This is a genomic window from Aminomonas paucivorans DSM 12260 (assembly GCF_000165795.1).
GTDB lineage: Bacteria > Synergistota > Synergistia > Synergistales > Synergistaceae > Aminomonas > Aminomonas paucivorans.
The window spans coordinates 939,656-959,404 of the sequence record NZ_CM001022.1; the positions used below are offsets into that span (position 1 = coordinate 939,656).

Consider the following 19,749-nt stretch of genomic DNA (forward strand, 5'->3'; position numbering starts at 1 on the left):
CATGGCGGACCCGAAGGAAACCCCCCGGGAAGAGGGCGTGGCGGAGGAGGCGGCTCCCCGTCCCAAGAAGGAGCCCAAGGGCGCCAAGAAGGGGAAGGGCAAGCGCCGAGGGTGCGGCCTCTTTCTCCTTTCCTTCCTGATGCTTCTGGGACTGGCGGCGGGATTGCAGGTCAGCGGAGCCCTGGACCTGCGGACGGCGGCCTACCCCCTGATCCCCCGGATTCCCGGCGTGGGACCCGCCCTGACCCGCGCCCTCGGCATCCCCGAGGTCTACGCCCTCTCCTCCCAGGAGAGGCGGGCTCTGGAGCTTCAGGCCACCCAGGCGAACCTGGCGGACCTGAAGAAGAGAACCGAAGCGGAACGCAAGGGTGTGGAAGCTCTCTCCCGGGACCTGAACCTTCGGGAGCAGGACGTGGCGAAGCTCCAGGAGGAATTGAGCCGACGACTCAAGGAGCTGGTCCGAAGCGACGATACTCAACCGACCACGTCCACCAAGGGGATCGAAGACCTCCTGCAGACCTACCAGGACATGTCCCCGCGCAATGCGGCCCAGATCCTGGAGAAGGTGGACGAAGGACTTGCGGTGGCCCTCCTGGCGGCCCTGCCCCAGGACCAGACCGCGAAGATTCTCGGACGCATGGACGCGACCCGGGCGGCGAGGCTGACGGAACGGCTTTCCGAGAGGACGAAAAAACAGCCCTGACCCAGAGGTGATGTCCATGACCGCACCCGTCCCGATTTTTCCCGCCGTTCCCATGCCCTCTTCCGGGGAAGGAAAGGCTTCCCAGACCACGAACGCCGGTTCTCCCCACGCCGGCAGTTCCTCGGAACAGTCCTTCGGCGATCTTCTCGCGGGAGTCCAGGGGACCCCGGAGGCATCCCCCCAGGGTCCCGCGGGGGACGCCAAGCCGGAGGGATCCCTCCCCCCCCTCTTCGTGACCCCCCTGCTGGTGCAGACGCCCGAGGACACGGAATGGGCCCGGGCTCTGGCCCTGCTGGGGCTTCTCCCTCCCCCTGCGGGGGAGGAGGGGCCTGCGCCGGACCTTGCGGAGGAGAAGCAGGACGCCGGAGAAGGGGCGGAGCAGGAAGTCTCGGCGGACGAGGTGGAGTCGGGCGCGGGCAGTGCCCAGCCCTTGGCCCTGCCTCCGGAGCTGGCTGCCCCCGCGGAGCTTCCGGAGGGGGCAGGTGCCTTCGTGGCTCGCCCCGTATCCGGCGAGGCCCTGCCGGATACGGCCCCCTGTCCCGAACCCGCTACGATCGGAGTGGTCGGAGTCTCTCCCCAAGCCTCTCCCGGGGGGGCGACGCCCCAGACAGCTTCCCCTGCGCCCTCGGCCAACCCTGAACCCGTATCCCTTCCCCTTGTCCGAGATTCCCTTGCCTCGGCGGGGGAAAAGGGGTCGAGGAAGCCGGAGCAGCAGGTTCAGGATGGCCTGGTGGATCGTGCCGCCGACGGCGCGGTCCCGGAGACGGGTCTTGCGGACCCGGACTTTTCCCCGGACTACCGGGAGGGCCTTTCCCGGAGACAGGGCGTCGAAACCCCGCAGCTCCCGGTTCCCCCGCAGGGGATGACGGAAGAGGCCGCCTTGCCGGTTCTTGCGACCGAGGCCGCCGGGGCCGACCTGACCGCTTCGGCGCCTGCCGCGCCCTCCGAGGACGTTCCGAAAGGAGAGACGGCGCAACCTGGCCTTCCCCTCGTCCCGTCGGCCTCGGAGGAGACGCGCCGGTCGGAACGAAGGGACCCCGCCTCTTCCCAGAGGATCCTTTCGGAGACGGTGGCCCCTTCCCTGCGGAGCCTCTTGCGCGACGGGGGATCGGACCGATTCCTCGGGGGGGATGACCTGGGGGAGAAGAAGGCGGATTCGGGGGCTTCCGGGTCTTCCCCTGCCGGCGGGGTGTTGACGGGATTTAGACAGTTTCTGGAGGGCGCGGAGGGCGCTTCCGATCTGGAACCCCTCGTGCTGTCCTACCAGGGAGACGAGGCTTTCCGGGAGGCCCTTTCCCACGTCCTTCGGGTGGTCTCCCGAAAGGACGGGGTCCGGGCGCACCTGGTGGTGGATCCCCCTGCCCTGGGGCGGGTGGACGTGAGTCTCCAGGTTACCGCCGCAGGGATCGAAGCCACCCTCAAGGTGGACAACGAAGCGCTGAAACAGATGGTCCAGACCCAGATGGAACAGCTCAAGGCCTCTCTGCAGGCCCAGGGCCTGCACGTCACGGGCCTGGCGGTGGACCTGCGCAGTCGGGACGATTCCCGCCCGGGGCAGCAGCAGGGGCCGGGGGGCAAGGTGCGCCGCGCCTCCGGTCCCGCAGGGGAAGGGACAGAGGAAGAGGGCGACGTCCTGGAAGCCCGGGTGGACCTTCGTCGCGGACTGTTGCACTGGGTGGCGTAAACCCGAACTCGCAAAACCGTTTTCCTTAAAGGTTAAAGAATACAGGAAAGGATGGTGGCAGCCATGGCAGATCCGATTTCGGGAGTGAACTCCTCTTCCACCGGAGGCACGACCACAACCCAAACGACAGAACGGACCATCAAGAACGAACTGGGGAAGGACGACTTCCTCAAGCTGCTCATCGCGCAGCTGACCAATCAGGACCCCCTGGACCCCCTGAAGGACCAGGATTTCATCGCCCAGATGGCCCAGTTCACCGCCTTGGAACAGACCACCAACATGGCCAAGGGCATCGAGACCCTTACCAAGCTCTCCATGACCTCCGCAGTGGGCTACGTGGGCCGGGTGGTGGGGTACACGGATGACGAGGGCAACTCCAAGGCGGGGACGGTGCAGTACGTGGAGTTCAAGGACGGGGCGGTGACCCTGAAGCTCACCGACGGGTCGTCTCTGGCCCTGGACAAGGTCGAGCAGGTGGCCTAGGTCGTAGAGGGAGGAACGCACGACGGAGAGGGCGTTCCCTTTCCGTACATCGGAGGATTGAGTACCCCGCGCCCAGGGACGGGCGGGCAGACATAAGCGCAACGGATCGCGCGACGACACTCTTCCTGAAACCAAAGGAGGCAAAGCCCATGCTTCGATCCCTCTACTCGGGCGTCAGCGGCGTGAAGGGGCACCAGACCTATCTGGACGTCATCGGCAACAACATCGCCAACGTGAACACCACGGGCTTCAAGAAGTCCAACGTGCTGTTCCAGGACCTGCTCTACCAAAGCAACCGGGGGGCCATGGCCCCGAACAGTGACGCGGGGCGGGGGGGTATCAACCCCATGCAGGTGGGTCTTGGGGTCAACATCGCCGCCATCGAGACCATCCACACCCAGGGTCCCATGCAGTACACGGGAAATCGCAACGACATGGCCATCCAGGGAGACGGGTATTTCCTGGTCAAGGAGGGAGAAAAATCCGGTTCCTCATCATCCCGTATGGGCTGCTTCCCGGGGCCCAGGAAACCGCAGTTGCATCTTAGCGTTGACCAGTAAATAGCTCAGAGCCGCATAGGTGGAGGTGCGGTAGCCTCGGGCTTTCGCCGAGGCGGCCTTGAAGAGGCTGTTGCGTCCCTCCAGGATGCCGTTGTCGATCCCGGTTCGGATGTGATTCAGGACCCCCTCCCAGTGATTCTTGATGGTTCGGGCCAGCTTCTTGACCGGTTCCAGGCGGCTGTGGCTGGCTCGCCAGTACCAGCGTTTCAGCCACACGGTCCCCCAGCGCGGGACCTTCTCGTAGAACTCCTGCAGGAGGAGCTTCAGGGCGTAGGCCCTTTGGGTCTTGCGGGTGTTCTTTGAGGCAAGCAGGGCGGTGAGGGCTGCTTGCTGCTTGGGCGAGAGACTTTCGGGGTTGTAAAGCCAGAGGTAGCGGCTTCCCGTCAGTTCCTCGGCACCCCGGCGTTCCTCTCGGCGGACCTGGTCCACCGCTTCGTTCATCATTTTGATGACGTGGAATTTGTCGAAGGTCAGGCGGGCCTGGGGAAAGTTCTCCCCGATCCCCTGGATGAAGGCCTCGGACATGTCCAGGGTGAAGTCGGTGATGACGGAGGGGGCGACACCTCGTGAGGTCAGGTAGGCCGCAAACCGCGCCAGGACGGCCTTGCCCTTCCCCTCCGTGACCCAGATGGCGTGTCCCCGGTCCAGGTCCACGAAGGCGGTGACATACCTGTGCCCCCTGCGGTAGGAGGTTTCGTCCACCCCGACCCTGCGCAGCCCCGTAAGATCCTGGGTGGCCAAGAAGCGGTCCACGTGCCGGCGGATGATCCGCCAGAGTCGGGTGTCCGTCTCCCCCAGGACGCGGGAGATCTCCTTCACGGGAAGAAGGGGGGCCAGTTCCATCACGAAGGCTTCGAAGAGCAGGGTGAAGCCGCTCCGTTCCTCTCCCCAGGGGACGGCGATCTGGTGGACTCCATGTTCCGGACACTCCGTTCGGGGGACCCGGGCGTGAAGGTAGGTCTTGTGCTGGAAGAGGTTCAGGTGGCGCCAGGTGCGCTCCAGGCAGTCATGAACCGGATGGGAACCCCCGCACTTCGGGCAGGGGAATCGGGTGCCCTCCCGGAAGGAGACGTGCAGGTCCACCCGTCCCTCCAGGGGATCCCATTCGATGGACTGGATGAACCAGGGCTCTTCCAGGCCCAGAAAACCCAGGAAGAGCTGGTTCAAGTCCGTCACTTCCTTGCCGCTGCTCTTTCGCGCCTTGCGCATGAATCCGTCCTCCTGTGAGAGAACCATGAAGAGGCCTCATGAAATTTGAACTCTATGCTAGCACCAAACCCGTATCGCGCCAGCCCTCAAAGACCCTGTTCCGAGGGTGCCCATACGGGATGATGAGGAGCCAAAAATCCCTCTACACCCGGGCGGGAGCCACCACCCTGGACGGGGATGGGAATATGGTCATGTCCGGCACGGGGTACATGTACCAGGGCTACAAGATGGAAATAGACCCTGCAGATCCGACGAAATACATAAAGGGAGGCACCCTTGAGGCAGTAAACATCCCTGTAGGGCAAAAACTGGAAGCACAAGCGACAAAAATGGCAGCGTTTAGGTGCAACCTGGACAGCCGGGTGCCTCCCTATTTGCCTTTTGGCTTTCCGTGGCAAGCGGAACCGACGGCACGGTTGAACGGAACGAATATTCAGGTTTCGTTTGTCAATAATGCCCCCCCCGTTCCGGGAAGCCTTGTAGAGATTGCAGGCATCACGGCACCAGATGGCGGAACCGTTACTATAGCTGGTGGTCCCATTCGGTTAGAAATGACGGCTGTAAATACGGATTCTGAGAAACCCACGATGAGTTTGGTAGGCACGCCAACGGTTACTATTGTATCGGATGATACCCCTCCAGTTACAGAAGTCTATGATGTTGCCTACACAAATGGAAATCTTGTTTTTACTGGTCAAACGAACGGAGAGGCCTGGAGCTACCCAGTTGATGCTTCGATGACCTACGATTCTTTTTCAGTTTCTAAGACTACGGCTCCCAATGCGGGAGATTATAACATATTGGTAGATTTTGGAGAAAAAACTGGCAACACCATGCCCCTGTACTTGTTGATTGATAATGGGACACCTCCACCTAGCGTTGCTGAGTATACGGTGACGCTTAATGATGACGGGACGTTTGCGAGTGTAACCCAGGTCACCGGACCTGTGTTTGCTGGTCTAACTGTTGATATAACAGATAACAAATATGGTGTAAATTTCAAGTTTAGGGACTCTGCACCGGGAGCACAGCAAGTCACTGCCTTAACTGTAAGTCAGAAGATTTCCAGCACTCATTCGACGAAGCTTGACGTTTATGACACTCTCGGGAACCCCCATACGCTTGAAGTGGTTTGGTCGAAAGTGGCGCCCAATCGTTGGGATTGGAATGCGTTCTTTCCGAGCGAACCAACTTTGGTCCTTTCTGGAACTAATGGTAGGGGGACTTTGGTGTTTGACACTGCGGGGAAAATTACTTCTGGCGGCACTGCGGATTTGCGGGTTCCGTTCTCGGTGATTGGGGCAGAAGATAGCGTTATTAAGCTGGATTTTGATGGGACAGGAATGGATAAGGAATTAATCGACGGGGTGACCCAGTATGGTTCCGGGTTTACCACGAAGGGTTATTATCAAGACGGTTATGCCATGGGAGTGCTGGAGGACTATGCTGTAAGCGCAGATGGGACGGTATCTGGCGTTTATAGCAACGGGAAGAATCAGCCGCTCTATCAAGTTGCCTTGGCTCTTTTTGCGAACCCGCAAGGGCTTGTCAAGGAAGGGGACACGGTGTTCTCTGAATCTGCGAACTCTGGGATGGCTCAGGTCATGACACCGATGGAGGGCGGGGCGGGGAAGATCATGGGCAGCAATCTGGAGATGGCCAACGTGGATCTGTCCCAGGAGTTCGTGAACCTCATCGTGGCCCAGCGGGGCTTCCAGGCCAACGCCCGGGTCATCACCACCTCCGACCAGGTCCTGGAGGAACTCATCAACCTCAAACGGTAGGGACGAACCGGCGAGGGTGCTTGCGGGGCGAGGGGCGGCGACGCCCCTCGCTTCGTTTGAGGGGACGATCGGTAGGGTTTTGGGTCAAGTCGCCGGAGGGATGTGCCGATGATTGAAGTGACGCGGTTCAACGGTGGGGTGTTCCTGCTCAACTCCGACCAGATCGAGACGGTGGAGGCCACCCCGGACACGGTGATCACCCTGACCAACGGGCATCGCTATGTGGTGAAGGAATCCCCGGAGGAGGTTCTCCGAAGGGTCGCGGCGTTCCGAAGGGGCCTCCAGGGGCTTCCTTTTGACTCCGTCCCGCCGGGGCACTAAGCTGTAGAGCAGCGCCACCCATCCCCGCACTCGCGATCGAGGTGAAGCGTTCGTGGATCTCGGAACCGTAATCGGCTTCCTTCTCGCCAACATCCTGGTCATCGGCGGTATCCTCGCGGGTGGCGAACCCATGGCCTTCGTGGACATTCCCTCCATCCTCATCACGGGAGGCGGGACGCTGGGGGCCGCCATCATGGCCAACCCCCTGGAGCGCACCAAGGCCCTCCCCAAGATCGTCCGCAAGGCGTTCTTCGCCGATCCCATCGACCTGACCGGGCTGATCCAGACTCTGGTGAGCTTTGCCGAAAAGGCCCGTCGGGAAGGGCTTTTGGCGCTGGAAGAGGACGCGGGGCAGCTGGATGACGAATTCATGCGCAAGTCCATCCAGCTGGTGGTGGACGGCACGGACCCGGAGCTGGTCAAGTCCATCCTGGACACGGAGATCGGTCTCCTGGAGGAGCGACACGCCGCGGCCAAGTCCATGTTCGACATCATGGCGGAGCTGGCCCCGGCCTTCGGGATGTTGGGTACCCTCATCGGGCTCATCCTGATGCTCGGCAACCTGGACGACCCGGACGCCCTGGGGCCCGGCATGGCCACCGCCTTGATCACCACCTTCTACGGCTCCTACATCGCCAACGTGCTCTGTATCCCCATCTCGAAGAAGCTGGCCTATCGGTCCTCCCAGGAGATCCTCTCCCGGGAACTCATGGTGGAGGGCATCCTGTCCATCCAGGCGGGGGAGAACCCCCGCATCGTGGAGGAAAAGCTGAAGGTCTTCCTTTCCCCGACCATGAGGGCCAAGATGGAGGAGAAGAAGCAGGAAGCCCAGGGAGGCGCCGCCTAGGTGGCCCGGAAGAAGAAGGAAGCCCAGGGATCGGCGGGAGCGCCTCTGTTCATGGCCACCTACGGCGACATGGTGACCCTGCTCCTCACGTTCTTCGTGTTTCTGTACTCCTTCTCTTCCATCGATGTGCAGAAGTTCAAGAAGATGATGTTCTCCTTCCAGGGAGCCCTGGGGGTCCTCCCCGGTGGCAAGACGATCCAGGAGGATTCGGGGGTCTATCAGGGCTACGTGGGGCAGGACGCGGGGGACGCCAACAAGCGCACCGAGCAGTTCAAGCAGGGAGTGGCCCAGCAGCTCCAGGCCCTGGCGGAAAGGGAAGGGCTCCAGAAGGAGATCACCGTGAAGGTGAACCAGCGGGGCGTCACCGTGTCCCTCTCGGAACAGTTCCTCTTCGCTCCCGGGGGGGCGGACCTGAGTCCCCTGTCGCGGCGGGTTCTCTTCAAGATCGGGCAGATCCTGAAGACGTTCCCCAATCAGCTGGCGGTGGAGGGGCACACGGACAATGCCCCCCTGCGAGGTGGTCTGTACAAGGACAACTGGGGGCTCTCCGCGGGACGGGCGGCGGTGGTGGCCTCCTACCTGGCGGGGACGGTGGGGCTTTCGCCGAACCGCCTGGAGGCGGTGGGGTACGGATCGGCTAAGCCCATCGTACCCAACGATACCCCGGAGCATCGGGCCTTGAACCGGCGGGTGGACCTGGTCCTCCTGACCCAGCATTCTCTGCGCTAGCCGAACGAGGAGGTCGAGTGGACAGCCATGGGCAAGAAGACGGTGATTTTCCTGATCCTCGGGGTGGTCGTGTTGCTCCTCGGCATCGGCGGAGGGGTTTTCGTGGGTTTCAAGTTCTTCTCCGGGGGAGAAAAGACCGCCCAAAAGGTCCTGCCTCCGGGACCGTCCGTTCCCCTGGGCAGCTTCACCATCAACCTCGCTGACCCGGAGCCCCACATCCTCCAGCTGGGGATCACCCTGGAGCTGGAGAACGACAAGGCTTCGGAGCTTCTCGCCCAGGCGGGATGGATTTCCCGGCTCAAGAACGAGGTGCTGCTGACGGTGAAGGACCGACGCTTCGAGGACCTGAAGCACGCCGAGGGGGTTCAGGCCCTGGCCCAGGACCTTCGGGGGAGGATGAACGCCCTGCTTCCCCAGGTGAAGGGGGTCGTCCCCATCCGCCAGGTTCTCTTCGAAGAGTTTATGCTGCAATAGGGGGGTGAGCACATGGTCCCGGAGGTTCTTTCCCAGAACGAAATCGATTCTCTTCTGCAGGCGCTGAACAGCGGCAGCGTCGATCTTTCCACGATTTCGGAGACGGAGGAGCGGAAGGTCAAGATCTACGACTTCCGACGCCCCGACAAGTTCAGCAAGGACCAGCTGCGGGCGATCCAGATGATCCACGATTCCTTCGCCCGACAGCTCACCACGTCCCTGTCCACCCTGGTGCGTTCCATGGTCTCTGCGGAAGTGGCCTCGGTGGACCAGATGGCTTACGACGAGTTCATCCGCTCTCTGGTGCAGCCCACGGTGATCGGGGTGCTGGAGATGTACCCCTTGAGCGGCAATGCGGTGCTGGAGATGAACCCGCACCTGGTGTTCTCCATCATCGATCGGATGCTGGGAGGCAAGGGGGAACCCTTGCGCAAGCCCCGGGACCTCACGGACATCGAGCGCACCGTGGTGGAGCGGGTCATGATGAAGATCCTGGAACACCTGGAGGAGAGCTGGAGCACCGTCGTGGACGTGCGCTTCCGCTTCGAGAGCATGGAGAGCAATCCCTTCTTCGTGCAGATCTGCCCCGGCACGGACATGGTGCTGCTGGTGACCCTGAAGATCCAGGTGGGAGAGACGGAGGGCATCATGAACCTCTGCATCCCCTACTTCGTCATGGAACCCATGATCGACAAGCTGTCCTCCCAGCACTGGTTCGCCTCCACGGGCAAGAAAAACCTGGAGGGCATCCGGGACATGCTCTCCAAACGCCTCCACGAGGTTTCGGTGCCCCTGGCCCTGGAGCTGGGACACTGTGCCCTCACCCTGGGAGACGTGCTGCAGCTGCAGGTGAACGATGTGATCCGCCTGGACGGCAAGGCCACGGACCCCCTGGGGCTTCGGGTGGGCAACCGGGTGAAGTTCCTGTGCCAGGCGGGGCTTTCGGAGAAACACTACGCGGGCAGTGTCCTGGAGGTCGTCCAGGATGAGGGTCTCGCCCGGCAAGAGGAGGAGTAGACCATGGGCGACGACTTTCTGAGCCAGGACGAGATCGATGCCCTTCTGACCGGCGGAGGAGGCGGTTCCGCTGGAGGGGGAGAGGCTCTGACCCTGGACGAGACGGAAATCCTCAAGGAAGTGGCCACCATCATGGCCAGCGCCACGGGCAACGTGGTGGGCATGTTGGCGGGGAGGACCGTGTCCGCCAACGTGGGCTTCGCGGAGGCACTGCCCCAGAACACCCTGGGGGAGCGCATCGCTCCCAGTCTGTTCGCCTTCGCCATGAACTGGGACGGCTTGAGCGGAGCGCCGGCACGACTCGCCGCCAGCGAAAAGGGCGCCCTGACCCTGGCTGACCTCATGATGGGCGGGGACGCCAAGGAGTTGCCCGAGGAAGCGAACGATCTCTACCTGTCCGCAGCCCAGGAAGGGCTGAGCCAGCTGGTGGGGGCTGCCCTCACCAACCTGAGCGGTCTGCTGGGGGGGGCGCGTCTGGCCCCCAGCGGGACCTCCGGCAAATTGGTGGATGCCACCTGGCTTCCCTTCGACCAGCTTCCCCCCACGGACCTTGTCTGGGTCGCCCAGGTGGGGCTGGTGGTGGAGGGGGTGGACCCCTTCGACCTGTTCCTGGTCCTGCCGATTCCCAACGCCAAGGAGCTGGCCAACCGGATCCGTCAGTCCGTGAGCCCCGAGGAACCGGCTCCGGCTCCCGTCAAGGCTTCCGCGAAACCCGCACCGGCTCCCGTTGCCGCCGCTGCAGCCGCCCCCTCCGCCTCCCAAGAGGCCGTGTACGCTCCGAGGAGCGCCGCCATTTCCACCGCCCCGGTGGACGCCAGACCGGCGGAGTTCCTTCCCCTTCACTCGGGAGATGGAGCGGCTCTCCCCGGGAATATTGACCTGATCGTGGATATTCCTGTTAGAATTACCGTGGAATTAGGGAGGGCGAGGAAGACCATCGGGGAGGTCTTGGGCATGGGCCCCGGCTCCGTGGTAGAATTAAACAGGATGGCGGGAGAACCCGTGGATGTGCTCGTCAACGGCAAGCTCATGGCTCGCGGCGAGGTTGTGGTCATCGACGAGAGCTTCGGCATCCGAGTCACGGAGATCGTCAGCCGCGCGGAACGCATCCGATCCATGGGCATCTAGCGTTCTTGGCCACTTTCTTGCTGGGAAGGAGAGGGCAGGATGGGTACAAAGGTTCTGATCGTGGACGATGCGGCTTTCATGAGGATGATGCTTCGGGACATCCTCATGAAGAACGGATTTGAAGTGGTGGGAGAGGCAGACAACGGCAAGAATGCCGTGCAGATGTACTCGGAGCTGAAGCCGGACATCGTGACCATGGACATCACCATGCCGGAAATGGACGGTATCGCGGCGGTCAAGGAGATCAAGCAGATGGACAGCGCCGCCAAGGTGGTCATGGTGAGCGCCATGGGCCAGCAGGCCATGGTCATTGAGGCCATCCGGTCCGGGGCGGCGGACTTTATCGTCAAACCCTTCCAGCCTGATCGCGTCCTGGAGGCGCTGAGCAAGGCGCTCTCCTGATCCGTTGTCACGTCGTGCGTCTCCTTCCGCAAACCGGGGAGTGCGGGGTCTGACGACTCTTGCACTCCTTTTGTGGTCGTACCCCGGGGTCGCCGAGGCCGCCGGGGAGCCTTCTCTGGGGGGCTACCTGACCCGTATGGCCCTGGCTCTGTGCCTCCTCGCCGCCGTGGCCTGGGGGGTTGTGCGCTACCTTCCCCAGCGGGTGGCGGGGCTGCGTTCCGGACCGGGCAAGGTGAAGGTCCTGTGCAGCCAAGCCCTGGGACGGGATGCACTGTACGTCCTGCGGATCGGGCCGGACGTGGTGGCGGTGCTCTCCGGCCGGAACGGGTCGCAGGTGTTGGGACGGTGGAGCCTTTCGGAATGGGAACAGGAGGAGGCGGAGACGGATGAGGCCACTTCTTGAGAAGGGGGGCTTCTTCGTCCTCTCTCTGACGCTCCTTCTGCTCGGGGCGGGGATGGCGGCGGCACAGCCCACCCCCCCCACGCTCCCCCTGCCGGCCCTCCAGGTGGGGGTGCAGGCGGCCAAATCCCCTCAGGACGTGGCCCTGACCCTTCAGATCGTCGCCCTCATGACGGTCCTGAGCATGGCGCCGGCCATCATCCTCATGCTCACCAGCTTCACCCGCATCCTTGTGGTGCTCGGCTTCATCCGCAACGCCATGGGACTGCAACAGATGCCCCCCAACCAGGTGCTGGTGACCCTGGCCCTCTTCCTCACCTTCTTCACCATGACCCCCGTCTGGGACCAGATCTACGGCAAGGGCCTCGTCCCCTACATGAACGGACAGATCCCCGCGGCCCAGGCCTGGGACCGCTCCATCAAGCCCCTTCGGGCCTTCATGTTCCGTCAGACCCGGGAGAAGGAGCTTTCCCTGATGGTGCGCCTGGCCAAGATGCCCCAGCCCAAGAACCAGGACGGTATCCCCACCCGGGTGCTCATGCCCGCCTTCATGCTCAGCGAGCTGAAGACCGCCTTCCAGATGGGGGTGGTGCTCTTCATCCCCTTCATCGTCATCGACATGATCGTTTCCAGCGTCCTCATGAGCATGGGGATGATCATGCTGCCTCCCATGATGATCTCCCTGCCCTTCAAGGTGCTTCTCTTCGTGATGGCGGACGGCTGGAACCTGGTGATCGCCAGCCTGGTCACCAGTTTCCGGTAGGAGGCGGTCGCCGTGGAGGCCCTGAGCATCTCCGATGCCCTCCATCAGGCCATGTGGGTGACCCTCTTCGCCAGCCTTCCCCTGTTGCTGGTGGCCATGGTGGTGGGGCTCATCATCGGGATCCTCCAGACCGCCACGTCCATCCAGGAGCAGACCCTGGTGTTCATCCCCAAGATCGTGGCGGTGATCCTGGCGATGATCCTCCTGGGACCCTGGATGTGCCGACTGGTGGGGGACTACGCCACGTTCCTCTTTGAGTCCCTGCACCGCTTCGTCTCCTGATGCCCTACGAAGAGCTGGTGGACCTCCTCCTGGTGTACCTTCTGGTGGGGCTGCGCTTTCTTGGGCTCCTCTTCTCCAACCCCGTGTTCCTGGCTCCCGCCTGGCCCCTTCCTGTCCGATTCTGGACCGCCATGCTCCTGGCGGTGGTGGTGACCCCTGGGGTGGGCCTGTCCTATCCGGGGCCCCTTTTCGCCCATTGGGGATTCCTGTTCGTGGCGGCGGGGCGGGAGTTCCTCATCGGCGTGACCCTGGGGCTTTTCGCGGGGTTGCCCCTGTACGCCCTGCAGATGTCGGGTTTCTTCGAGGGAACCCAGATGGGGTTGGGGATCGCCACGTTCTTCGATCCCATGTCGGAGACCCAAGTGGCCCTCATCGGGCAGATGAAGTACCTGCTGGGTGTCTGGTTCTTCTTCCACTGGAACGGCCACCTGCTGCTCATCGAGGCGCTGACGGAGAGCCTGCGCCTGATCCCCCTGGCCAAGGGGACCTGGGGCGGGGGGGCGGCGATCCCCTGGGGGATCTGGCTCCAAAAGCTCTTCGTCCTGTCCCTTCAGATGGCCCTGCCCCTCTTCGGGGCCCTGCTGCTGGCGGACGTGGGGATGGGCTTCGTGGCCCGGACGGTTCCCCAAATGAACCTCTTCGTCCTGGGGATCCCCCTGAAGATCGGTCTGGGGCTGTTCATCCTGCTGGCGGTGCTGCCCCTGACGGTGGACCTGTTCCACAGCACCGTGGAGAGGGCGGTGGAAATGGCCCTGGAAGGTGCCCTGCTGTGGAAGTAGGGAAGGACGTCTCCCGCAAGGAGCGGGAAGGCCTTCCCGGTGGGAGGGACAGGGCGTCGTTCTCCCCTGCACGCCCCCTCCTGGATCTGCAGTTCTTCTCCGAGGAAAAGAGCGAGCCCGCCACCCCGCGAAAGCGCCAGAAGTCCCGGGAAGAGGGACAGGTAGTCCGCAGCCAGGACCTGGTGGCGTCGGTGATCCTCCTGCTGGGGCTCCTCATGCTCCTGATGTTCGGCTTGTTCACCGGGGAGCTGGTGGTGGGGCTGTTTCAGGACCTCATCGCCTACCTCCCCTCCAAGGAGATCCAGGGAGACCGATGGCTTGTCCTGCCCCTGACCCGCTCCTCCCGGGTGTTTTTCCTGAGCTGGCTGCCCTTGGGGCTGTGCTGCACCCTGGGGGCCCTGGGACTGATGGTCTACCAGGTGGGCTTCGTCCTGACCCCCAAGCCCCTCATCCCCAAATGGAACCGTCTGAACCCCGTGGAGGGGATGAAACGGCTGATCTCTATCCGCTCGCTGGTGGAGCTGGTGAAGGGGATCCTCAAGGCCCTGCTGCTCCTGCTGATCCTGTACTCCGCCCTCCGGAAGGACCTGGCGGCCCTCATCTCCACCATGCGCTATCCCTTCACCCAGGGCATGGGGGCGGTGGTGGACAAGATCTGGTCCTTGAGCTTCAAGATGGCCATGATGCTCTTCGTGCTGGGGCTCTTCGACTACCTGTACCAGCGTTGGGAGTTCGAGCGCTCCATTCGAATGTCCAAGCAGGAGATCAAGGAGGAGTACAAGCAGATGGAGGGGGATCCCCTGGTGAAGCGCCGCATCCGGCAGCGCCAGAGGGAGCTGGCCCAAAGGCGGATGATGGCGGAGGTTCCCAAGGCGGACGTGGTGATCACCAACCCCACCCACTTGGCCCTGGCTTTGCAGTACGATCGGGAGATCATGGAGGCTCCCCTTCTCCTGGCGAAGGGGGAGGGCTACATTGCCCGGAAGATCCGGGAGGTGGCGGAGGAGCACAAGATCCCCATCGTCCAGAACCCGCCCCTGGCTCAGGCCCTCTACCGGGAGGTGGAGGTGGGCGGGGAGGTTCCCGAGGCGTTCTACCGTGCGGTTGCGGAAGTGCTGGCCTTCGTGTACCGTCTGAAGGGGATCGGCCCAGAGAAATCATGAAAAGATAACGGAGGGTTCTCATGGCGGATTCAGCTGCGTCCCAGTCCCTATCGAAAAAAATGCTGCAGTACGCGGACATCGGCATCGCCCTGATGCTGGTGCTCATCGTGGGCATGATGATCATCCCCTTGCCCACGATGCTGTTGGACGTGCTGCTGGCCCTGAACATCACCTTCGGGGTGGTGGTCCTCCTCACCACGTTCTACGTCCACCAGGCCCTGGAGATCTCCGCTTTTCCCACCATCCTGCTCATCGCTACCCTGTTCCGTCTGGCCCTCAACGTGTCCACCACTCGACTGGTGCTCCTTCAGGGGTACGCCGGAGAGGTCATCAACGCCTTCGGCAACTTCGTGGTGGGGGGCAACTACGTGGTGGGAGGCGTGGTGTTCCTCATCCTGGTGGTGATCCAGTTCCTGGTCATCACCAAGGGAGCGGAACGGGTGGCGGAGGTGGCCGCCCGGTTCACCCTGGACGCCATGCCGGGCAAGCAGATGGCCATCGACGCGGACCTGAACGCGGGGATGATCGACGAACAGGAGGCCCGGAAGCGCCGCCTGAACATCCAGCGGGAGGCGGACTTCTACGGGGCCATGGACGGGGCCTCCAAGTTCGTCAAGGGAGACGCCATCGCGGGGCTCATCATCACGGTGATCAACATCCTGGGAGGTCTGGCCATCGGGGTCTTCCAGCGGGGCATGGAGCCCCAGCAGGCCCTGGGCACCTACAGTCTCCTCACGGTGGGAGACGGGCTGGTGGCCCAGATCCCCGCCCTGCTCCTCTCCACCGCTACGGGGATCATCGTCACTCGGGCGGCGGGGGAGAGCGATCTGGGGAGGGACATGGTCACCTCCCTCACCCGGAACCACCGACCCCTGTACATCGGCTCGGGGCTGCTCTTCGCCCTGGCGGTGGTTCCCGGACTGCCCACCATTCCCTTCGGGGTCCTGGGGGTGGGGCTGGCGATGATGGCCTACGGGATCCAGCGGGAGGGGAAGGTCCAGGAGCTGGCGGGACCGGCCAAGGGGGCGGGGCCTTCGGCGGGAGGCGGCGGGCCGCAGGGAGGCGGAGCCCCCGGCGGCGGTCCGACCCCGGCCCCGGGGAGCCCGGAGAACGTGCTGCCCCTGCTCACCGTGGACCCCATGGAGGTGGAGATCGGCTACGCTCTGATCCCCATGGTGGACCCCTCACAGGGCGGGGACATGCTGGAGCGCATCGGCACCATCCGGCGGCAGATGGCCATGGACCTGGGGCTGGTGGTGCCCCCCATCCGCATCCGGGACAACATCCAGCTCAAACCCACGGAGTACATCCTGCGGGTCAAGGGGTCGGAAGTGGGGCGGGGGGAGCTGCTGCCGGACCACTATCTGGCCATGAACACCAGCGGCAGCGACGACGTCCTGGTGGGCATCCCCACTACGGAGCCCGCTTTCGGCCTTCCGGCGGTGTGGATCTCCGCGGAGCTGCGGGAGCAGGCGGAGGGAATGGGCTACACGGTGGTGGACTGTCCCTCCGTGCTGGCCACCCACCTTTCCGAGGTCATCAAGCGCTACGGCGCGGACCTGCTCACCCGCCAGGAGGTGCAGAAGCTCCTGGACCTGGTGAAGGACAACAACCCCGCTGTGGTGGGTGAACTCACCGCGGCGCTGAACCTGGGGGAGATCCAGAAGGTTCTCCAGAACCTGGTGAAGGAGCAGGTGTCCATCCGGGATCTGGTGTCCATCTTCGAGACCCTGGCGGACCACGGGCGCTTCACCCGGAGCGTGGACTACCTTACGGAGCGCACCCGGGAAGCCCTGGCCCGGACCATCACGTTCCGGCTTCAGGACCGGGAGGGGGGCGTGGCGGTGCAGACCCTCTCCCCCCGTTGGGAGCAGCGCATCAAGGATTCCCTCCAGGGAGACCTGCTCCAGGGATGGCAGCTGGGCCTTTCCCCTCAGGAGATCCAGTCCCTGATTCAGACGGTGAGCGCTTCGGCGGAGCAGATGGCCCTGGGCGGCCTGACCCCGATCCTCCTGGTGCACCCGGACGTGCGGCTCATCGTGCGTCGCATCCTGGAGAGCGCCCTGCCCCAGGTGTTCGTGATAAGCTATAACGAAATCGCTCCTGGAGCGCAGCTGAAATCCTTGGGGATGGTGGAATGATGCGGGTGGATCGGCAGATCGAGTTCGAAGCGCAGGACGACGCGGAGGCCATCCAAGTCGCTCGGGAGCGCCTGGGGCGCGAAGCGGTCATCCTCTCCAGCCGTCTCGTCAAGCGGGGAGGGTTTCTGGGCCTGTTCCGCCGCAAGGCCCTCTGGGTGACCGCTGGCCTCCTGGACGAGGACCCGGCGGAGATCGCCAAGGAGAACCGGGAACGGCTCTTCGCCTTCCAGCAGCTGTTGGATGTGAAGAGGGCCGTCACGGGGCAGCCTCTGGCCCAGCCCCCCGCCCGGGAGCCCTTCGGGGGGCGCCCCGTGGCGGTGCTGGAATCCCAGCCCCCTGTCCCCCCCGTCCCGTCCCCCTCCCCCCTGGATCAGGCCCAGGCCCTTTCGTCCTACGCCTCCGCGTCCCGAGGCTCGGACCCGCAGATCCAGGCTCAGGTGGACGAGATCCGGGACGCCCTTTCCCGGGTGCTCCAGCGCATGGACCGCCCCGGGGAAGCTCCCGATCGCCTCGCTGCCGCCTCCTCGGACCCGGACTACCAGAAGCTGCTCCGCAGCGAGGTGGACCCGGAGGTGGCCTCCCGACTCCTGGAGGAATTCCACCGGGAGCCCGGGGAGAACCTGGCGGCCTGGCTCGCGGGACGCATCCCCGTGCTGGCTGCGGACCCCTGGAACGCCCTGGGGGGCAAGCGGATCATGTTCGTGGGACCCACGGGGGTGGGCAAGACCACCAGCATCGCCAAGATCGCGGCGATCCATTCCCTCTGGGAGGGACGGAAGGTGGTCCTGGTCACGGCGGATACCTACCGCATCGCGGCGGTGGAACAGCTTCGGACCTACGCGAAGATCCTGGGCATCCCCCTGGAGGTGGCCTTCGACCCCCAGGAGCTGGAGGGCATCCTGACCAAGCATCGGAACGCGGACCTGGTGCTCCTGGACACGGCGGGGCGCAGCCATAAGGACGCCAAGCGCATGGACGAACTCAAGGGTCTCCACGAGATCTTCTGCCCCGATGCGGTGCATCTGGTCCTGGCGTCGAACCTGAAATACCGGGACATGCTGGACGTCATCGACCGCATGGGGGTGGTGCCCCTCAAGTCCATCCTGTTCACCAAAATGGACGAGACCTCCACCTTCGGCCCGCTGCTCAACGTGGTGGAGGACTTCGACCTGCCCCTCAGCTTCTTCACCGTGGGGCAGAACGTCCCCAACGACATCGAAGTGGCGAGGGGAGACCGCCTGGCGGGACTGGTCGTAGGGGGGGATCGTCTTGGGGACTGTTGAGCAGACCCCGCAGGCGACCCAGGGGAAAGCCCTGGATCAGGCCGCGTCCCTTCGGGACCTGGTTTCCTCCCGGAAGAAGACCTCCTCCCGCTTCGAGGGACTGCGCTCCATCGCCGTGGTGAGCGGCAAGGGGGGGGTGGGGAAGACCAACCTTTCCGTCAACCTTGCCCTGGCCATGAGCGAGATGGGGTTTCGCACCGCCATCCTGGACGCGGACCTGGGGCTGGCCAACGCGGATCTCCTCCTGGGCATCGTCCCCCGGTACCACCTGGGGCACGTGATCCGGGGGGAGCGGGAGATCGACGAAATCCTCCTGCCCATCGGGGACAAGGTCTCCCTGATCCCCGGGGGCGCGGGGGTGCAGGAACTGGCGGATCTGGACGAGCAGCAGCAGTCCCACCTCATCGAAAAGCTCTCCGCCCTGGAGGGCAAGGTGGACGTCCTCCTGGTGGATACGGGGGCGGGGATCCACAAGAACGTGCTCTCCTTCGCCCTGGCGGCGGACCAGACGCTGCTTCTCACCACCACGGAACCCACCGCCATTCGGGACTGCTACGGGGTTCTCAAGTCCCTCACCCTGGTCTCTTCGGGGAAGCTGGACGTGAGCCTGGTGGTGAACATGGCGGGGAGCGACGAGGAAGCCTTCTCCGTGGCGGACCGGGTGCAGATGGCTGCGGGGCAGTTCCTGAACCTGGACATCCCCTACGTGGGCTACGTCCTGTGGGATCGATCCGTGGGGGACGCGGTGAAGCTCCGGCGTCCCTTTCTCCAGAACCAGCCCGACTCGGCGGCGGCGCGGTGCGTCCGGGTGGTGGCGAGAAGGCTCATCCGCAGCGGGTCCGAGCCGGAACAGGCTCCTGGCGGGCGGGGCCTCAAGGCCTTCCTGTTCCGCCTGAGCAAGCGGCTCCAGCTGAAAGGTTAGAACGCCCATGACGCCGGAGAAAGAAGACTCCACCCGCGGAGTCCGGATCGGGGCAAGAGGGGATTTTCGCATAGCCGCAGGACTCTACAAGGGCCACTACCCCACCCGGGTGGAGGACATGCGGGAGGACCTGCTGATCCTGGGGCACCCCATGTTCCGGGGAGCCCTTCTTCCCGTCTACCGGGACATGGAGTTCGAGCTGTTGGTGGAGGAGGAACAGGCGCCTCTTCTGATCAAGATGGTGGCAGTGCGTAGCGACCTCCGGGGAGCGGTTCCTCTCCTGTGGGGACGGCTTACCGCAAAGCCGGAGAAGGTGCAAAGACGCCGTTTCCTTCGGGTGGGTTGCTTTTTCGAGTTTTCCCTGTTCCCCTTGGACGTGGAGAGCCGATCTCCCCTGGAGGGAAGGTGGCTCACGGGACAGGCGGTGGACATCAGCCTCGGAGGGCTTCGTTTCCGGCTGGAACACCCCCTGGCTCTTCGGGAGCAGGACCGGTTCCTTCTGCGGTTGCCCCTGGGCCAGGAGGAGTACCCCGTGTCCGCGCGCTTGATGCGGGTGGGACGCTTCGGGGAAGCCTGGGATCTGGGTTCGGAGTTCGAGTCCCTGCCTCGCTGCGCGGAGAAGACCCTCATCGATTTCATTCGTGCCCAGGAGCGGAACGTCCGCTCAAACTAGGA

22 protein-coding genes are annotated in these 19,749 nt (G+C 63.8%); 21 read left to right on the plus strand and 1 reads right to left on the minus strand.

All coding sequences use genetic code 11. From position 1 onward, the window contains the following. Position 1: 1 nt before the first annotated feature. The 4 genes from APAU_RS04210 to APAU_RS04225 all read left to right on the plus strand — a co-directional run bounded on the left by APAU_RS04210 (position 2) and on the right by APAU_RS04225 (position 3,430). The gene (locus APAU_RS04210) at positions 2-703 is read left to right on the plus strand and encodes a MotE family protein (protein WP_006300446.1); all 702 of its coding nucleotides are present in this window, start codon (positions 2-4) and stop codon (positions 701-703) included. A 16-nt stretch (positions 704-719) separates the two neighbouring features. Continuing rightward, entirely contained in the window at positions 720-2,387 is a 1,668-nt protein-coding gene (locus tag APAU_RS14605) for a flagellar hook-length control protein FliK (protein WP_006300447.1), read from the plus strand. 63 nt (positions 2,388-2,450) lie between these two features. Next, positions 2,451-2,870, plus strand: coding sequence for a flagellar hook assembly protein FlgD (gene flgD / locus APAU_RS04220; RefSeq protein ID WP_006300449.1), 420 nt, complete (start codon positions 2,451-2,453; stop codon positions 2,868-2,870). 149 nt (positions 2,871-3,019) lie between these two features. Continuing rightward, a complete protein-coding gene (locus tag APAU_RS04225) occupies positions 3,020-3,430 on the plus strand; it encodes a flagellar hook-basal body complex protein (RefSeq protein WP_006300453.1) in 411 nt (136 codons plus the stop codon). On the opposite strand, the gene APAU_RS04230 is transcribed toward APAU_RS04225, so the two are convergent. Continuing rightward, positions 3,365-4,639 carry an ISL3 family transposase gene (locus tag APAU_RS04230; protein WP_006300052.1) on the minus strand — a complete coding sequence of 425 codons (1,275 nt, stop codon included), beginning with the start codon at positions 4,637-4,639 and terminating at the stop codon, positions 3,365-3,367. The genes APAU_RS04225 and APAU_RS04230 overlap by 66 nt on opposite strands. A 38-nt stretch (positions 4,640-4,677) precedes the next feature. On the opposite strand from APAU_RS04230, the gene APAU_RS12955 reads away from it, so the two are divergent. The 17 genes from APAU_RS12955 (at position 4,678) to APAU_RS04315 (ending at position 19,747) form a co-directional block, all read left to right on the plus strand. Beyond that, on the plus strand, positions 4,678-6,423 hold the full coding sequence (locus APAU_RS12955; protein ID WP_083806759.1) for a flagellar hook protein FlgE: 1,746 nt from the start codon (positions 4,678-4,680) through the stop codon (positions 6,421-6,423). Between the two features lie 108 nt (positions 6,424-6,531). Further along, positions 6,532-6,744 carry a flagellar FlbD family protein gene (locus APAU_RS04240; protein ID WP_006300458.1) on the plus strand — a complete coding sequence of 71 codons (213 nt, stop codon included), beginning with the start codon at positions 6,532-6,534 and terminating at the stop codon, positions 6,742-6,744. A 52-nt stretch (positions 6,745-6,796) separates the two neighbouring features. Next, a complete protein-coding gene (locus APAU_RS04245; protein ID WP_006300459.1) occupies positions 6,797-7,591 on the plus strand; it encodes a motility protein A in 795 nt (264 codons plus the stop codon). Further along, positions 7,592-8,320 carry a flagellar motor protein MotB gene (locus tag APAU_RS04250; protein WP_006300461.1) on the plus strand — a complete coding sequence of 243 codons (729 nt, stop codon included), beginning with the start codon at positions 7,592-7,594 and terminating at the stop codon, positions 8,318-8,320. It abuts the gene before it with no gap. Between the two features lie 27 nt (positions 8,321-8,347). After that, positions 8,348-8,794: a flagellar basal body-associated FliL family protein gene (locus APAU_RS04255; protein ID WP_006300462.1), complete on the plus strand. Its 447-nt coding sequence runs from the start codon at positions 8,348-8,350 to the stop codon at positions 8,792-8,794. A 12-nt stretch (positions 8,795-8,806) separates the two neighbouring features. Next, positions 8,807-9,811, plus strand: a complete 1,005-nt coding sequence (fliM, locus tag APAU_RS04260) for a flagellar motor switch protein FliM (protein WP_006300463.1) — start codon at positions 8,807-8,809, stop codon at positions 9,809-9,811. A 3-nt stretch (positions 9,812-9,814) separates the two neighbouring features. Further along, positions 9,815-10,939, plus strand: a complete 1,125-nt coding sequence (gene fliN, locus APAU_RS04265; RefSeq protein ID WP_006300464.1) for a flagellar motor switch protein FliN — start codon at positions 9,815-9,817, stop codon at positions 10,937-10,939. A gap of 39 nt (positions 10,940-10,978) precedes the next feature. After that, a complete protein-coding gene (locus APAU_RS04270) occupies positions 10,979-11,341 on the plus strand; it encodes a response regulator (protein WP_006300465.1) in 363 nt (120 codons plus the stop codon). Between the two features lie 70 nt (positions 11,342-11,411). Next, on the plus strand, positions 11,412-11,744 hold the full coding sequence (locus APAU_RS04275) for a hypothetical protein (RefSeq protein ID WP_006300466.1): 333 nt from the start codon (positions 11,412-11,414) through the stop codon (positions 11,742-11,744). Then, positions 11,728-12,504 (plus strand): flagellar type III secretion system pore protein FliP, encoded by a 777-nt coding sequence (gene fliP, locus APAU_RS04280; RefSeq protein WP_006300467.1) that lies wholly within the window; start codon positions 11,728-11,730, stop codon positions 12,502-12,504. The genes APAU_RS04275 and fliP overlap by 17 nt, the downstream gene beginning before the upstream one ends. A gap of 12 nt (positions 12,505-12,516) precedes the next feature. Further along, positions 12,517-12,786 (plus strand): flagellar biosynthesis protein FliQ, encoded by a 270-nt coding sequence (gene fliQ, locus APAU_RS04285; RefSeq protein WP_006300468.1) that lies wholly within the window; start codon positions 12,517-12,519, stop codon positions 12,784-12,786. Further along, positions 12,786-13,565: a flagellar biosynthetic protein FliR gene (gene fliR / locus APAU_RS04290; protein ID WP_006300469.1), complete on the plus strand. Its 780-nt coding sequence runs from the start codon at positions 12,786-12,788 to the stop codon at positions 13,563-13,565. The genes fliQ and fliR overlap by 1 nt, the downstream gene beginning before the upstream one ends. After that, positions 13,556-14,728 (plus strand): flagellar biosynthesis protein FlhB, encoded by a 1,173-nt coding sequence (flhB, locus tag APAU_RS04295; protein ID WP_006300470.1) that lies wholly within the window; start codon positions 13,556-13,558, stop codon positions 14,726-14,728. The genes fliR and flhB overlap by 10 nt, the downstream gene beginning before the upstream one ends. Before the next feature lie 20 nt (positions 14,729-14,748). Further along, positions 14,749-16,869, plus strand: a complete 2,121-nt coding sequence (gene flhA / locus APAU_RS04300; protein ID WP_006300471.1) for a flagellar biosynthesis protein FlhA — start codon at positions 14,749-14,751, stop codon at positions 16,867-16,869. Next, positions 16,866-18,152: a flagellar biosynthesis protein FlhF gene (gene flhF, locus APAU_RS04305; RefSeq protein WP_006300472.1), complete on the plus strand. Its 1,287-nt coding sequence runs from the start codon at positions 16,866-16,868 to the stop codon at positions 18,150-18,152. The genes flhA and flhF overlap by 4 nt, the downstream gene beginning before the upstream one ends. Then, entirely contained in the window at positions 18,139-19,074 is a 936-nt protein-coding gene (locus tag APAU_RS04310; RefSeq protein WP_006300473.1) for a MinD/ParA family protein, read from the plus strand. The genes flhF and APAU_RS04310 overlap by 14 nt, the downstream gene beginning before the upstream one ends. Positions 19,075-19,081: 7 nt before the next feature. Next, positions 19,082-19,747 carry a flagellar brake protein gene (locus tag APAU_RS04315; protein ID WP_006300474.1) on the plus strand — a complete coding sequence of 222 codons (666 nt, stop codon included), beginning with the start codon at positions 19,082-19,084 and terminating at the stop codon, positions 19,745-19,747. The last annotated feature ends 2 nt before the right edge of the window (positions 19,748-19,749 follow it).